This window comes from Paenibacillus sp. TAB_01 (genome assembly GCF_043945595.1).
Lineage (GTDB): Bacteria > Bacillota > Bacilli > Paenibacillales > NBRC-103111 > Paenibacillus_S.
Map to the genome: position 1 here is coordinate 5,420,967 of NZ_JBIFNP010000001.1, position 15,547 is coordinate 5,436,513.

General features: G+C 51.1%; 14 protein-coding genes and 3 pseudogenes. 4 read left to right on the plus strand and 13 right to left on the minus strand.

The genetic code is table 11. The annotated features are described in order from the left end of the window. Window positions 1–62 precede the first annotated feature (62 nt). The 9 genes and pseudogenes from ACHHV8_RS26420 to ACHHV8_RS26460 all read right to left on the minus strand — a co-directional run bounded on the left by ACHHV8_RS26420 (window position 63) and on the right by ACHHV8_RS26460 (window position 8,708). Window positions 63–1,343 (minus strand): helix-turn-helix domain-containing protein, encoded by a 1,281-nt coding sequence (locus tag ACHHV8_RS26420; protein WP_395162358.1) that lies wholly within the window; start codon window positions 1,341–1,343, stop codon window positions 63–65. An 18-nt stretch (window positions 1,344–1,361) separates the two neighbouring features. After that, complete coding sequence (locus ACHHV8_RS26425) at window positions 1,362–1,649, minus strand: response regulator (RefSeq protein WP_395162359.1); 288 nt, start codon at window positions 1,647–1,649, stop codon at window positions 1,362–1,364. Between the two features lie 3 nt (window positions 1,650–1,652). After that, window positions 1,653–2,924, minus strand: a complete 1,272-nt coding sequence (locus tag ACHHV8_RS26430) for a sensor histidine kinase (protein WP_395162360.1) — start codon at window positions 2,922–2,924, stop codon at window positions 1,653–1,655. 9 nt (window positions 2,925–2,933) lie between these two features. Next, entirely contained in the window at window positions 2,934–3,377 is a 444-nt protein-coding gene (locus ACHHV8_RS26435; RefSeq protein WP_395162361.1) for a hypothetical protein, read from the minus strand. Window positions 3,378–3,491: 114 nt separating this feature from the next. Beyond that, window positions 3,492–4,775 (minus strand): ABC transporter substrate-binding protein, encoded by a 1,284-nt coding sequence (locus ACHHV8_RS26440; protein ID WP_395162362.1) that lies wholly within the window; start codon window positions 4,773–4,775, stop codon window positions 3,492–3,494. A gap of 180 nt (window positions 4,776–4,955) precedes the next feature. Continuing rightward, window positions 4,956–5,744 (minus strand): carbohydrate ABC transporter permease, encoded by a 789-nt coding sequence (locus tag ACHHV8_RS26445; RefSeq protein WP_395163635.1) that lies wholly within the window; start codon window positions 5,742–5,744, stop codon window positions 4,956–4,958. 75 nt (window positions 5,745–5,819) lie between these two features. Then, window positions 5,820–6,749, minus strand: a pseudogene (locus ACHHV8_RS26450) (carbohydrate ABC transporter permease). Window positions 6,750–7,006: 257 nt separating this feature from the next. Beyond that, the gene (locus tag ACHHV8_RS26455) at window positions 7,007–8,251 is read right to left on the minus strand and encodes an MFS transporter (RefSeq protein ID WP_395162363.1); all 1,245 of its coding nucleotides are present in this window, start codon (window positions 8,249–8,251) and stop codon (window positions 7,007–7,009) included. Between the two features lie 244 nt (window positions 8,252–8,495). Further along, window positions 8,496–8,708, minus strand: coding sequence for an iron chelate uptake ABC transporter family permease subunit (locus ACHHV8_RS26460; protein ID WP_395163636.1), 213 nt, complete (start codon window positions 8,706–8,708; stop codon window positions 8,496–8,498). A gap of 135 nt (window positions 8,709–8,843) precedes the next feature. Between ACHHV8_RS26460 and ACHHV8_RS26465 the strand changes: the two genes are divergently transcribed. The 3 genes and pseudogenes from ACHHV8_RS26465 to ACHHV8_RS26475 all read left to right on the plus strand — a co-directional run bounded on the left by ACHHV8_RS26465 (window position 8,844) and on the right by ACHHV8_RS26475 (window position 11,935). Then, window positions 8,844–9,446, plus strand: coding sequence for a class I SAM-dependent methyltransferase (locus ACHHV8_RS26465; protein WP_395162364.1), 603 nt, complete (start codon window positions 8,844–8,846; stop codon window positions 9,444–9,446). Between the two features lie 355 nt (window positions 9,447–9,801). Beyond that, window positions 9,802–10,731 (plus strand): annotated as a pseudogene (gene cyoE / locus ACHHV8_RS26470) (heme o synthase). Window positions 10,732–11,050: 319 nt separating this feature from the next. Continuing rightward, the gene (locus ACHHV8_RS26475; RefSeq protein ID WP_395162365.1) at window positions 11,051–11,935 is read left to right on the plus strand and encodes a 5'-3' exonuclease; all 885 of its coding nucleotides are present in this window, start codon (window positions 11,051–11,053) and stop codon (window positions 11,933–11,935) included. Window positions 11,936–12,001: 66 nt separating this feature from the next. Here the strand turns inward: ACHHV8_RS26475 and ACHHV8_RS26480 are convergent, their stop codons facing one another. Beyond that, window positions 12,002–12,319 carry a hypothetical protein gene (locus tag ACHHV8_RS26480; RefSeq protein WP_395162366.1) on the minus strand — a complete coding sequence of 106 codons (318 nt, stop codon included), beginning with the start codon at window positions 12,317–12,319 and terminating at the stop codon, window positions 12,002–12,004. 11 nt (window positions 12,320–12,330) lie between these two features. On the opposite strand from ACHHV8_RS26480, the gene ACHHV8_RS26485 reads away from it, so the two are divergent. After that, on the plus strand, window positions 12,331–12,462 hold the full coding sequence (locus ACHHV8_RS26485) for a helix-turn-helix domain-containing protein (protein ID WP_395162367.1): 132 nt from the start codon (window positions 12,331–12,333) through the stop codon (window positions 12,460–12,462). A gap of 79 nt (window positions 12,463–12,541) precedes the next feature. Here the strand turns inward: ACHHV8_RS26485 and ACHHV8_RS26490 are convergent. The 3 genes and pseudogenes from ACHHV8_RS26490 to ACHHV8_RS26500 all read right to left on the minus strand — a co-directional run bounded on the left by ACHHV8_RS26490 (window position 12,542) and on the right by ACHHV8_RS26500 (window position 15,480). Further along, window positions 12,542–13,418: pseudogene (locus tag ACHHV8_RS26490) on the minus strand (sugar phosphate isomerase/epimerase family protein). A gap of 20 nt (window positions 13,419–13,438) precedes the next feature. Next, on the minus strand, window positions 13,439–14,296 hold the full coding sequence (locus ACHHV8_RS26495; protein WP_395162368.1) for a sugar phosphate isomerase/epimerase family protein: 858 nt from the start codon (window positions 14,294–14,296) through the stop codon (window positions 13,439–13,441). Between the two features lie 173 nt (window positions 14,297–14,469). Further along, on the minus strand, window positions 14,470–15,480 hold the full coding sequence (locus tag ACHHV8_RS26500) for a Gfo/Idh/MocA family protein (protein ID WP_395163637.1): 1,011 nt from the start codon (window positions 15,478–15,480) through the stop codon (window positions 14,470–14,472). Between the last annotated feature and the right edge of the window lie 67 nt (window positions 15,481–15,547).

Sequence of the window (15,547 nt, forward strand, 5' to 3'; positions counted from 1 at the left end):
TTTAAAGTATACAAGAAAAAAGGCACAGCGCCCTCAAAATATTGAGAGTCTGTACCTTTTCATTAACGGACTTTTTCAGTGGCCTCGTAGTCCTTCGGGCTGATACCGACATACTTTTTAAATACCTTCGAGAAATAGGTGCGCTCCATATACCCCAGACGGAAGGCGATCATTTCGATACTCTCCTGCTTCTCCTTGAGCAGCGAGCAGGCAAGCTTCATCTTGAAGCTGTGAACATAGTCGGTAAAATTCATCCCGGTCTCCTGCTTGAAATAACGGGAGAAGTAGCTCGAGTTCAGGTTTAAATGGTTAGCCATATCGATAAGGGTAATATTATCCGACAGCCGGTCGGTTATATATTTCTCGATTTGGCGCAGCTTGGGGCTTTTGATCATCCGGTTCGCCTGCCCTGCCTGAATCAGATCCTGAAGCTTCATGCGAAGAACTTCGATCACCTCATCGAGCCTTGTACACTTCTTCAAGCAGCTGTGGAACACGTCATCGCCCGGATGGTTTCCTTCGAGCTCCAGCACGCGAATCCATTGAGAGCATTTGGAGAGGAGCTCCTCGGGGTCGGGCTGATACTGCATCGCCTTCGCCTGCAGCTCATCCAGTGCCTGAAATACCGACGCCTCGTCCCGTTCTTTAAACGCAGCCGCAATCCGTTCCCACTCGGAGCTTACGATCCCGTGCACCTCCTGCGGCCACATCCTCGTTTCGAAGGCAGGCAGCATGCCGAACCGGTCGGACGAGTAAAACGCCTGCTTGTTCCATCTCATTAATTTGCCGTACTGCTTCTTCGTCTGCTCTCCCCCTTTGAACGGAGGCGAATAAACTATCGAGACATCGATTTTCAGAAATTCGCGGATCTTGCTCTTCAGCGAAGCCAAATACCGGTCGAACAGCAGCACCGTATCCCGGTGCAAATCCGGCTGAAAATTCGCCACGCACAGAAATCTCGATTCCGAATCCGTCAGCGTCGTGACGGTAAGCCCATCGCAGACCAGCTCGCCGGCGATATTGGAAATGCCGTAGAGCATGAGAAAGGAGTCCGAGTACCGGTACTTCCGGGGGAAAGAAGCATAATTCAAGCAGCCCATCGCCAGCATAAAATGGGAATGACGCCACTCGATGCCGAGCCTGCGGGCGCTCTCCATAATTTCCTCCGGGTTATTCGAGCCGAGCAGCTGTTTGGAAAATTGCCGCTTCCAGATTTCCTTGTTTTTCAGCATATCTTTCCTGTAAGCCAGCTCATCCTTCTGTTCGAGCTCCCCATGCAGCTCCTGAAGCGATTTATTGACGCTCTTCTCCAGCTGTTCGGCTGTCAATTCGTCTTTGATCAAATAATCGTCCGCTGCGAGCTATACCGCCTTGCGGGCATAATGAAATTCCTCATGGCAGGTGAGGAAAATAATCCGAACCCCCGGTTTAAGCTTTTGCAGCTCGGCGGAGAGCTCCAGACCGTCCATTTGCGGCATGCCGATATCCGTAATAACCAGGTCCGGGCTTGTCTCCTGAAACCGCTGGAGGGCCCTTTTGCCGGATTGGGCGGTGCAGACGATTTCGGCATTCAGTCCGTCCCAAGATATTAATTTGGACAAGTATTTCAGCATGGGAACATCGTCGTCCACCAGCATGACCTTGAACATGCGCTAACCTCCTAAGCGTACTTGTGCCGCTCCGCCGGGTATTCGTACCGTAACGGTCAATCCCCCGTCCTTGTTGTTCTGCAAGCTCAAGCCCGCTGCCGGCCCGTACGTCAGCCGCAGCCGGTCAAGCACATTGCGAAGACCGATTCGCGGATAGGGGCTTGTGCTGCCGCTCTCTCCCTGCATCCAGGCATTGAGAGCCGCAATTTTCTCTTCTTCAAGTCCGGCGCCGTTGTTGAATACCCGGATTTCAATCCATTCACCGGATCTGCAGGCTTCAATACCAAGTCTCGGAAGCAGCAGCTCCTCGGAAAAACCGTGGACGAAGGCGTTCTCGACCAGCGGCTGCAGCAGCAGCTTGGGCAGCTCCATTTCGAGCAGCTCCTCCTCGACCTGTACCTTGAAATCAAGCTCGATTTCATTGCGCATCTGCATAATTTCCACGTAATGGGCCAGCAGCCTGCACTCGCTCTGCAGTGTCGAAGGCTCGTTGATTTTCATATAGGCTCGAAGCAGACTCATCAGCGAGTCGATTTGACGGCTGTGGACGGGATCGTCCGCCAGGCTTAAGTTGCATTTAATCGAATTGAGCGTATTGAGCAGAAAATGCGGGCGAATTTGTGAAAATAAAGCCTGCAGCTCCATCATTCTCATCTGCTCTTGCTCTTGCTCGATATTATGAATGAGCATATTTATTTGCTCCAGCATTTCGTTCAGCGTTCTTCCCAGCTCGGCAATCTCATCGCCGCCCTCCGACGGAAAACGGACGTTCCGGTTGCCTTCCCCAATCTGCTTCACGCCCCGCTGCAGCAGCCGGATCGGCCGGTGCAGCCGCTTGCCAAGTATGATGGACACGAGCCAGAACATGATAAAGCAGGGGAAGACGATCAGCAAGGACCAATAAAAAGTCCGGGAAATCTGCCCCGTTACCGCTGACGCCGGCGTCTCAAAAACAAGGGTCCAGTTCGCCTTCGGGATATGCATCACATTCCGGATGCGGGCCTGGCTGTCGTCAGCGGGCAGCAGATTGAGGCTTCCTTCCCCGGTAATTAGCGTACCCTCCTGGTCGAACAGCGCATATTGTCCGGACTGAAGCTGCTGAAAAAACTTATGGAAGTACGCTTCCGGAATACCGATGAACAAGGTGCCGAGGTAGACATAATCGGACGGGTCGCGAATGACCCTGGACATAAAATAAATCCGGTCGTCCGGCGGTCCCGAAGTGCCCAGCCATTGAATCACATTCGGTTGAGCCGGGTCCACCAGCGGCTTCACGGAGTTGTATTAGCTGACAATTTGCTCAGGACTGATGATGACAGAGTCCGAGGCCTGGATAATAAACCCGCTGTTATTGGCGATAAACATCTGTATGTCGTTGTTCATCGTTTTGGCGGAGACCAGGCTGAAAAAATCGCGGATCTGCATATAGTTGTCGGCGTCCTTCGAGGTTTCGATCCGTTCTACATCCTTGAAGGTGCGAAGGCGGGAGCGGACATTCAGATCCTGAACGAAAAAGTTGGAAGCAAACGTAAGATCGTCGATCATTTTCGTCAAGTCCTTCGTCATTAAGGCCAGCACGGATTCGTTGCTAAGCTTGATCTTCCCCGTGACATTGTCCTTGATGAGTGAGTAGCTGTACAGCGATACCGCCAAGGTAGGCAGCAGGATTAACAGAAGAAACGATAGCTGGATACGCCAATAAAATGAAAAGCGAAAAAGCTGCCGCATAGGCTTATCTTCCTTTGACGCCTTGTCCCGAAGAGGGAATGGCGTTCTTTTGTATAATGAAGAGACACATAGATGGACAGGACGCAAACTTCCATCCTGCCCATACCTATTGAATTACTTCGTATTTTGTTTAATGATTTTATCCCCTTCGGTCATCATCCACTTTTGAACCTCTTCTATCGGCGCCCCGTCAAGCAGGAACTTGCTCATGCCGTCTTCCATCACCTTTTTCAGCTGGCTTCCGTACGACACGGCGATATCGGAGGATACCGAGGTCTTTACCTTCTTATCATACAATGTGGTCGTGACGGATGGAAGATCAATCAGGTTTTTATTGGCGCCGTACAGCTTCTCTACAAGCGCCGTCGCATCCGCTTTTTTCCAGCCGGAGGTTTCTACGCGCGCCTCCTGCTCCGTCGTCATATAGCGGATGAACTTGTATGCCTCATCCTTATGCTTGGAGCTTTGCGCAATAGCTGCGTATTGTCCGCCAATGTTGGTCAAGCCCGGGTCGGAATCCTTGGACGGGCGCGGCAGCGGCGCAGCGATGGTTTTGAACTCATGCGGATATTTCTTCGTGTCGCCGATGTTAGCGAGCATAAACGATCCCGTGATCATCATAGCCGCTTTGCCGCTCAAATACTCGCTGACATAGCTCAGCTTCCCGCCGATCACATCGGACAAAGGCTTCGCCGATTTGTCGTCCTTTTCCATCGCTTTACGCATTTCGAAAAACTGCTTGAATGAAGGATCGTCGAACTGCGGCTTCAGCTCCGCTGTCAAGTAAGGGTTCTTCTTATCGGTGTAAGCGATCATATTCGTATATTCGCCCCAAGTGTGGAAGTAGGTTCCGTACTGCTTGCCCACTCCATCCCCTTTGGTCAGCTTCTTCGCATAATCGCGGAAATCGTCCCAGGTCCAGCCGAACGTCGGTGCCGGAAGATTAGCCGCTTTGAGCGCGTCTTCATTGAACAGCACCAGCCAGTTGGACGAATTGCTCATGGCCGCATACGTTTTCCCTTTGTACCGGGGATTGATGTAATACTCGTCATCCGGATTGATATTATCCTTTTTGTAGAAATCATCCAACGGCGCCAGTACGCCTTGAGCCGACCGGGCGATCGTTTCTTCGACACTCGGGAATAACACGACATCCACCTGCTCACCGGAAGACATGGTTACATCCAGCTTTTTTAGCGTTTCCAGCGAGTTCCCCGGAACCAGTGTAACCGATTCCACTTTCACGTTCGGGTTCTTTGCCTGATAGTTCTCGATCAGCTTCTTCGTGGCTGCCGCCGAGACCTCGCTGTCCCAGTTATAGTATTTGAGCGTAACCGGCTCGGTCCCTTGGAGCCCTCGGAAGAGGTATTGTCGGCCGCTGAATTTTGAGCTCCGCATGCGCTCAGTACGGTTGAGGTTAACAAAATGCCGCTTAATACGATACTCATTTTTTTCATATCGATTCCCCCAATGACATGTTTGGTATAAATTACGGTTTCATTATACATGGGTCCGCTGCAGATAGCTGTGCACGATTTTGAGTTGTTTGTGCACAATGTCTACCTGCCATCTCCCCCGTTATCCCTTCACACCGCCAAGGGCTATGCCTTTGATAACCTGCTTCTGCAGCACGATAAAAATAATCAGCAGCGGGATGATCGCAGCCAGCGAAGCCATCATCAGCACCGCATAGTTGTCCGCGTAATCGTTGCGGAACAGCTGTACACCGAGCGGAATCGTATACAAATTTTGCTTGATCAGAAAAATAAGCGGACCCTGGTAATCGTTCCAGCTCCAGATGAACTTGATGATACCGACCGTCGCAAGAATCGGTTTGCATAAGGGCAACATGATTTTCCAGTAAATTGTAAAATGTCCCGCTCCGTCAATCTTGGCCGCTTCAATAAATTCGTTGTGGATGCCCATCATGAATTGACGCAGCAGGAAAGTGAAGTAGATCGAGAACATCCCCATCAGGATCAAGCCCGCGTGCGTATTGTACAGGTGCAGCCATTTCAGCAGCAAATATCTTGGCACCAGCGTCGCTTCCTGCGGAATAATCATGAACGACAGCAGCAGGGCAAACATAAAGCTGCGTCCCTTGTATTGCAGCTTGGTCAACGAATAGGCCGCCATGGAAGAGAAAATCAAGGTGGCTACCATCATAATGAACGCCAGCTTGACGGAATTCCAATAAAATAAGGAGAACGGCACCTTGGCCAGCCGTACGGCCTTAAAATTCTCGATAATGTTCCATTCCGGCGGAATCCATTGAATCGGATAGGTCATGACATCCTTCTCCAATTTCGAAGCTGCGGATATCATCCATAGAAGCGGAATCAGGAACAAAACCGATACGGCTCCCATAATGACCGTCGTCACCAGCTTGCCGTACTGTATTCGTGTCGAATTCAATCTCTTTCCATCCTTTCTGTCGCAAAGTCAGCTCATCGAAGACTTGTTCCGAAGCTTCCATGTCAATAAAGTCAATAGGCCGACGATCAGGAACAGCACCCAGGAAATGGCGGATGCGTAGCCCATCCGGAAGTTTTGGAACCCTTCCTCGTAGATACGGTAAACCAGCACGGTAGATGAATTGTTCGGTCCTTCCCGCTGTCAGGAAGGCTATCAGGTCGAATACCTTGAACGAAGACATCAGCGTGGTGATGAACAGAAACGACGTGGTCGGTCCCAGCAGCGGCAGCGTAATTTTGAAAAATTGCTGAACGGAAGTTACTCCGTCGATGCTCGCCGCTTCATACAGCTCGTCGGGTATGTTGGACAAGCCGGCGATAAATATTATCATCTGATAGCCAAGCGCCGCCCAGATGGCGATAATAATAATCGCGTACAGCGAATAATGCGTATCTGCAAGCCATTTTGGCGGATCGGAGATGCCCAGGCTGATCAGAAATTGATTGATCGGCCCCTGCGAGGGATGGAACAAAGCGCTCCATACGGCTCCAAGGGCGATAATCGATGAAATGTACGGGATGAAGAAGGCAACCTTAAAATAGCTCTGCCCGTAGACCGCGAATGGATCAGCACCGATAAAATAAGCGCGAGAAAAATCCCGACCGGCACGACGAGCAGCGTATAAATAAAATTGTTTTTTAGCGACATATAAAATTTGTCGTCATGAAACAGCGCAGCGAAGTTGTCCAAGCCTACGAACTGAATGGTGGACAAACCCCCGACCAGGTTCCATTCGCAGAAGCTCAGGTATAAAGAGAAAACGATCGGGAATACGCTGAGTCCGATCATCCCGATGAGCTCCGGCGCCAGAAACAGCCAGCCGAACAGCGCCTCCTTGCGGCTGTTGTTCCAATACCTCCGCTTCCCCGAAAAAGAACTCGCCCTGACGGCGTTCACTTCATTCTTTGCCAAGGTGATTCACCTCATTCTTGTTAGTTCCGTTCATAGAACTACTATAAAGGCAATTCATCCAAGTGTCCGGTTACGATTTTTACTCATTTGTGCACTATATTTACGTTGCTCCACAACAACAGATTCTTGTCACCCTCCATCGCCGCAGCCCTTCGGACGAACAACGTGAACAACGCATAAAAACCCCCGGAGAGCCTCTAAGGCCATCCTGGGGGTCAAGTTCCTCATACTATTATAAGAGATCAGCCGGGAAGCGAATCCGAGACCGTACGCGCCGGTTCGGCTCGATACGTCTGTCCTTCGCCCTGCTGCTCCAGCTCAAAGGCTTCCGTTCCTTTGCGGGAGAACCAGGGAATGACCAGCGCATTCACCAGCGCAAACCCGATTAATCCGATAAATGCAGGCCCCCTCAATTCGTCTACGAATAAAGTGAGCACCAGCAATGTAATACGGGAGATATTGAGCATCCATTCCCGCCACAGAAAGATTCTTGCCTGCTCTATCGCCGAATGCTTGCTGATGATTCTAAACTGCCTCGTATTCCAGATCGTGCCGAAGTAGAACATGCCGACCGTCGTTAAAATGTTCGAGGCAACCAGCAAAGGCGCTTTGGGCAGCAGCGGCAGCAGGAAGCCTGCGGAGACGAACAGCATGCCGAGCATTAACCAGACGCCCTCCCGCGTCTTCAAGCGCCGATACAGCACCATAGCTATAATCGTCGAAGTAGCGTACATCACATTGAGCAGGGCGATCACCAGCTTATCCTCGGAAACGGAGAACGTAAAGATCAGCGCAAACAACCCTTGGAACTGCAAAAAAATGCCCGCAGACAAGCAGGACGGCACCATCCACTTCAACGAGCTGGTCGAGAAGACCTGCTGGAAGCGCATCCGGCGGAACAACGGTTCCTTGATCTCCGCCAGCGTGATCGGAGGAATGAAGAATGAAACGATCAGCAAAACGCTTACAAAGAGAAACATCAGCAGAAAGGAGCCGGAAAAACCGATCCATTTGATAATAAAAGCAAACGCAATCGGGTTCACAATCGAAACCAGCTGGCCGATAATGCTCGCGATAGAGAAATAGCCCTCGAAATCTTTGCCTTTTCCGAATACGCACAGCGTAATATTTTGCGCCGACGCATAGAAGCCCCACATGACGCCGATCGGCATGCCGATACACGCAATCCACAGCAGCCGGTCATCCAGCTCCAGGAAGGAAAGCAGCACGAAGGTGATGCCTCCGCAAATCGCCGTAGTTCGGATCAGCACCCGGGTCGTGAAGCGCGACAAGAGCCTGCAGCCGACGGCGAAAGCCATGCTCCAGGTGATGAACATAATTAAATTGAACCAGGTAACGTCAAAAATGCTTCGTTCCTTTTCCCAGATGTACAAATTCACAAAAATACCAATGTAGTTGAAAATGATCGTGGACGAAGCATTCATCAAAAGCAGTCGTTTAATTTGAGGGGTTACCTGCACTGTCATTCATCCGCCCTTGTTGTTATGGAATAAGGCTATCTTATTCCCGTTTCGCGGGACCGTCAATATAAATTTATGCGGCTTCCGAATCTCCGGAAAAAGGCATCGGCGCCCGGTATCGCCCCCCCTGAACAGCTGCCCTGGCGTCTTCATCCCCCCTCATTATATTCAAATTTTCGTACCCCATTCTGTGACAGACGGAGCCTTTCCGGCTCCGCCCCGAAGCGCGTCCGCAACAGGCCCTGCCAGGTCACATGCCGGTTCGGTCCCTAAGCAGCACATAGAGAAAATAAGGCGCTCCGATCAGCGCTGTAATGAGGCCTGCCGGAATTTCCAGCGGAGGAACGATAATACGTCCCGCCAAGTCGGCAAGGGTTACCAGCAGAGAGCCGAGCAGTGCCGCTATGGGAAGCGAGTGGCGCGTATCCGGACCGACCGTCTCTCTCCGGCTGCAATGCCTAATGTTTCAGCCTCTTCGACCGCACGCGGTATGCGCATCCTCGCCTTCGTTGTGTGCCGAAGATCAGTTATGGTACGATGAAATAAAGACAAGTTTCGAAGCTCAGGTTTTTATTAAGGCAGATCGGGGAGATTCTAAATGGGAAATACCGATAAATTTGAAATGATTGCAAGCCTGTATGACACTCCTGAAAGAGTGCACATTGCAGCGGTATCCTCAGATGCCATCCGCGAATATTTAGTTGATGCCAGAAGTAAGAACGCGATCGATTTTGGCTGTGGAACCGGGCTTGTCGGAATGAACTTGCTAAACGATGTTCATTCCATGCTTTTTCTGGATACGTCCCAGAATATGATTCATCAAATAAAGCAAAAAATTTCCGATCCTCATATTTCGAATGCAGATACCTTGTGCTTTGATTTGGAAAAGGATAGTCTAACGGATGTTCACGCAGACTATATTTTTATGGCCCAGGTCCTGCTTCATATTCCGGATGTGGAATTGGTTTTATCCAGGTTATTGGACGTGCTAAATGAAGGCGGACATATACTGATCGTAGATTTTGATAAAAATGAAAGCATAGTTTCAGATCTCGTTCATAACGGATTTCATCAAGCGGAGCTAACCGGCATGATGACCAAAATAGGATATAGGAATATTCAATCCAGAACCTTTTATACAGGAAGCAAGCTATTTATGGGTCAGGATGCATCAATGTTTGTTCTTGATGCTCAAAAGTAAATTTCTAAGCTGGATTGCCGCCCCGTATTCGATGGTTCGAAGGCTCGCAGACGCACGGTGACCAATGGAGAAGTTCATGACGGCAAGCTTATCGAACAAGGCCTGTCCGCGCTTTGCGCTGAATATTTTTGATAAAGACGCTTCCAGCCACGCTTATCAGCGGCTTAGGAGGCGTTTTGCGCATTATTTGTGACAGATCGGTTCAAATTTTCTCATCTAAACTCGTTCGAAAGACATAAAAGTGCCAAAGGATTTTGACAGATTGATGATGGTTTCCGAAAATACGACACGAATAGGGGTACTTTGTGATAGGATAACAAGCGAGGATAAGGATTATAAGGAGGCGTAAAGCTTCATGAGCACATTAAAAGGAAACCCAATGGAAGCGGGCTACAACCTTCAGCCCGTTTCGTTCTCTAAAATACTGATGGATACGATTAAGATCGGTATTATTAAATCGAACTTAATCGCCATGTTTGCAGGGCTTTGTATGGCGTTATACATCACGGATACGACGTTCTTCAGCAGAATTGGCGATATCGCGCTTGCCTTTATCGGGGCAACGCTGGTGATCGGCTCCGCAGGAGCGTTTAACAATCTGTATGATCGGGACATCGATATCATTATGGAAAGAACGAGAAGCCGTCCGACGGTTACAGGCCATATTAATACGGCCCAAGGGCTGTTCATCGGCTGTGTCATGTCGGTTGCAGGACTTGTGCTGCTGTATACCGCTTCGCCGATGGCGGCATTGTTCGGCTTTCTCGGCTTGTTCCTGTACGTCGTGCCGTACACGATGTGAACCAAGCGGAAGACCGTCTACAATACGGAGGTCGGCAGTCTTTCGGGAGCGACACCGCCGCTGATCGGATGGGCCGTCATTACAAACGATTTGACGCAGCCCGGCATCGCCGCACTGTTTATTTTGATGGTTTTATGGCAGATGCCCCACTTTTACGGGATTGCCGTCCGCCGTTACGATGAGTATAAAGCGGCCAAGGTTGCGATGCTGCCTGTTGTGAAAGGAATGCGGCGGACTTATATACAGACGAACATTTATCTCGTCGCGCTGTTTATGGCAAGCGGCCTGTTCTGGTCTTTCAGTCCGTTTATTGCAGTCACGGCAGCCGTACTTAGTCTGGCCTGGATCCTGCTCAGCCTGATCGGCTACCGCCGTATGGAGGAGAGGGCCTGGGCGAAGTCCATGTTTATTTTCTCGCTCAACCATATCACCATTCTGCTCCTGATTATCGTCGGTTATTCGCTATTGAAGCCTTTGTTTTAAGACCTGCTGCTTTCATAACAATCCCCCTGCGACCGCCTCTCAATAGACGTCATAGGAAGTCGTAGGGGGAGAATGATTTGGCGGAACCAGCCGATATCAGATACTTTTTCGCGAGTCCGCCAAATCCCAACACATCCAGCCTTTTAATTGCCCCTCGGCGCTCCGTATCATATCCCGCATAATTTGATCTTCCCTTATTCATTAAGACATCCGATAATAGAGAGAGTGCACCTTTGGCGCAAGGCAGCATTCTACAGACTCCGCAGACCGAAGCCCGACAACCTTTATAATGAATAATAATGAAAGATACGGTGAACTAATGACAGCAAAAAATTTGTTATTGATAGATGGATTTAACTTACTCAGCAGAGCCCATTTTGCAACCTCATATAACAGAACGAATGAGCAGTTGAAGAACAGCAAAGGCATTTATGTGAATGCCTTAAGAGTATTTTACCAAAAAATATTTAATCTCATAAAGCAGCACCAAATAACTCATTTGTCCATAGTCTGGGACGTTAAAAGGGAAGAAACGACCAGAAGACAGAAATACGACTTTTACAAAGCCACACGGTTTGAACTCCCTGAGCCATTAATCCATCAATATATGACATGCAAAGAAGCTTCAGAGGCCTTTGGCATTCATCAGATTTCATTATCCCCTTATGAGGCAGATGACTTGATGGGCGCCATTTCGAAAAAATGGTCAAGCGGAGCTTGTTACATATACAGTAACGACCGCGATTTATTTCAATTATTGAGCGACACGACTTCACAAATTATTGCAAGCAAACAAGGGGAATATATTTACTCCAAACAGAACTTTCAATTGGATTATGGAATCCATCCTGAGCAATGGGTGGATGTGAAGGCATTGCTTGGCGATAACAGCGATAATATCCCGGGATGTCCGGGCATCGGTGAAAAATCCGCTCTGCCGCTAATCCAACATTATGGATCGCTGGAACGGATTTATGAGAATATCGAACAATTAGATCCTAGTCTCAGCAGGTATAAAAAGAAGCTTGCACTGGGCAAGGAGACTGCGCTCATAAGCAAGGAATTATCTCAAATCATCTGTGACATTGAAGAACTGCACGAGCTTCCGCTCGATGATCTAAAGCTCGGAATTCGGATGGAAACATTAGCTGAATGGCTGGAACAGCTGGAATTGAAGGTTAAAATCGAACCATTCGGCGCCTGAGGATAGCTGAGGCCACCCAATGGAATAAAACCAGGCGCCGGTTGAATACCGGCGCCTGCTCGCGTCTTAAGAACTTGTTCCCCTATCTGTACAATTGATTTTACGAATGGATGACATAGTAAGGCTGGCCGGACAAATCCGCAGCAAATCCCGGAGCCAGCCACCGGCCCCGCCCTCGTAGCCGATTTCGAAAAAGTACTGGATCGAATACGGAGAAGCGGTGTACTCCTGCGGAATGACGGCGGTATAGGTGCCGCCGGCCTGAACCATGTCCGCCTGGCGGTACAGCTCCGATTGGTTGACATGGCGGTAATGCAGTCTCACCTGAAGCGGAGCGGCGCTGTCCGCAAAGCTGATTTCGACAGGGGCCTCTGCCCCCTTCACCAAGCCGCGCGGTGAGTGTAGGATATTCCCATTTCTCCCACTTCTCCAAAATATTCAAAAAAATGGTCGGCGCCACGCCCCAGGAATTCCGGAAGCAATATCATCATACTTCCGGTTACTCTATGGCGGAGGAAGGGGTTTAGCGCCCCTCTATAGAAGAAAACCGGCCGACGCATCGGAATCGATACAGTCTGCCGGTTTTTTGTGCACAAGAGTGCCCGCTTATTTATATTGGCGGATAAATTGGATCGCCTTGGCAATGTCCGCCTCCGGCTGCTCCCCGACTTCCCGCTCGATGGTGAGGTAGCCGCTATAACCGATATCGGCCAATGCCTGGAAATAACGGTCAAACTCGACATGCCCTTCGCCCAGCGCCAGCTCCCGGTAGCTCGGGCCGGTAGCTGCCGCTTCGGCGATCCGTTCGTGGCTCATCGGCTCGTAACCGAGCGCTCCGTATACCTCGCGCGGATCGACTACCCGCAGACGCACGCCATCCTTCACATGCGTATGAACGATGTAGTCCTTAAGCGTGTACACGCCTTGGACCGGATCGTCGCCGGTCACCATGACCATATTCGCCGGGTCAAAGTTGACCGATACGCCGTCCGTACTGAGCGAATCGAGAAACGCTTTCAGATGAGCGGCCGTCTCCGGACCCGTCTCTACAGCGAAGTACGCGCCCATGCTCTTCGCGTATACGCCTAGCTCCTCGCACGCCTGCTGCATCGTTTCGTACACCGGGCCGTTCGTCTCATCCGGCACCAGTCCGATATGCGTCGTCACGACGCCGGGCCCCAGCTCGACCGCCAGATCGAGAATCCGCTTGGACTTCTCGATCTTCTCCGCATTGACAAGCTTATCCTGGAACCCGTGCCCGCCCAAATCGCCGCACAGCGCAGAAATTTGCAGCCCGAGCGATGCGATATATTCCTTCAATTCGCGTCGGGCCGCCGGGGATAAATTCGCCGGGTCCGATCTCTCCCTGAACCGCGTAGATTTGAACGCCGTCCGCCCCCAGCTCCTTCGCTTTCTTCAACCCGTCACGAAGGTTCAGGCGAAGACTATCTACCATAATTCCGATCGGATTCGTTAACTTCATTGCGTTCCCTCCTTGTCCTCTTAAACTTCTTCCCACAGCCTTTTTACATTGTCAAAGCCAAGCTTCGTACCGGTCCGGCATTCCTCCAAGCCCTCGAACTCGAGGGAAATGAAGCCGTCATAGCCGGAAGCTTTAATAAAACGAAGCACTTCCCTTATATCGATATCGCCATGCCCGGCAATGGCCCCGCGCAAATAATTGCCGTTGGCGGTCTTGAACCAGCCTGCGCCCGGGTTCTGATACGACGGTCTGCGGTAAAAATCTTTGATATGAACCATGGAGGCATAAGGCAAATTGTTTGTCACCGCTGCGACGGGGTCTTCATCGACACACAGGAAGTTACCGGTATCCAGCGTCGTACGGAAATTCGGACGGTCCACCGCGTGAAGAAGCATTTGTACCCGGTCGCTGGCTTGAATAAAATAGCCGTGATTCTCGACGCTCGTCACGATATTATGCTTGGCCGCATAGTCCGCAATCGTACGGCATGCCGCCGCTAACCGGTCCAGCTGCCTGCTGTAGTGGCTTATCGACGTGTCCTCGCTTCTGGCGACGTCGTGCCGCATCCGTTTCACGCCGAGCTGTGCGGCGGTATCGACCTCCCGGAGCACCCGGTCGATCTCCTGCCGGTAAGCTTCCTCCGAATCGGTCACGAAGTTCGCGCCGATCGCGTAGTTCGAAATCGCAATGCCCCGGCCCGCCGCCTTCTCGCGGACGGCCTCCGTCAGCTCGGGATGTCCTGTCAGCTCGAAGCCGAGCGGGACGATCTCCACATGCTCGCCGCCCTGGTCGGCGATCCAGTCGATTACGCCGAGGATGTCCATTTCCCCCGACATGAGCGCGCCGTATAAACTGTAAGAGCTAATGCCCAGTTTCATCTTGTACTCCCTCTTTTCCGATCCGGCTTATTCTTAACATTCGCTTCAATAACATGCGGCCCGGCTGCGGGCTTCATGAGCCGTTGAAAACCACAGCGATCAGAGGACGTATCCTTCCTCTGATCGCGGAGTGCGGCCTCTTCCTCTTCGGTAGTCTTCGTTCCAACCCCGCGCTACAACCGGATCTCTTGTCCTTTAGCGGCCGACTCATAGATGCCGCACAGCATTTTCATCATGTTCAGCCCATCCTCGACCGGACTTATCGGCTGATCTCCCGACTGGCAGCAGGAAACGAAATGGTTAATTTCGTTGCAGAAAGCGTTCGGCACGTTAATCGACTTGGAATCCGTCTGCGGAGCGACGTTCAGAATCGTATCGTGCGCCTCCGTAACGAACACCACCTCCGGCTCCAGCTCGGCGCCGCCTTTGTCGCCATACAGCTTCACCGTAATTTCATCCTTCTTCGCATGAAGCGTGAAGCTGACGTCCACCAGCAGGGAAGCTCCGTTCTCGAACCGGATCAGCGCATTGGCCATATCCTCGACCGTATTGAACCCTGCATCGTAATCGGCCGCTTTATAAAAAGATAAATTTTGCACGTTGGCGCGGTTGCCCAGCTTGTGGTACACGTTGCCGCTGACCGAAACCGGCTTCGGCCGGCCCATCATATACCAGCACAGGTCTATCACATGGACGCCGATATCGATCAACGGTCCGCCCCCGGAGCGCTCCGTATCCGCGAACCAGCCGCCCGGATTGCCAAGCCTGCGGATGCAGGAGGCTTTGGCATAATACACTTCCCCTAGCTCGCCCTTATCGATGAAACGCTTGACCAGCTGCGCGTTGGCATCGTAACGGCGCACGAACCCGACCTGCAGCAGCTTGCCGGACGCCTTCACGGCCTCTTCAATCCGGTGCGCCTCCTCTACCGTACGGCACAGCGGCTTCTCGACCAGCACATGCTTGCCGGCGCGCAGCGCAGCTATGCTGATTTCCGCATGCGTATTGTTCCAGGTGCAGATGCTGACCGCCTCGATCTCCGGATTGGCGAGCAGCTCCGTATAATCGGTATAAACCTGACCGATACCATACTGACGGGCTTTCTCGTTCGCCCGCTGCTCGTTGAGGTCGCAGATGGCAATCAGCTCTACATCCTTTTGTTTCTCATAAGCCTGCAAATGCATATCGGAAATCGAACCTGCCCCAATAACTCCAATTTTCACCTTATGTACGCTCACGACAGTCAAAAGC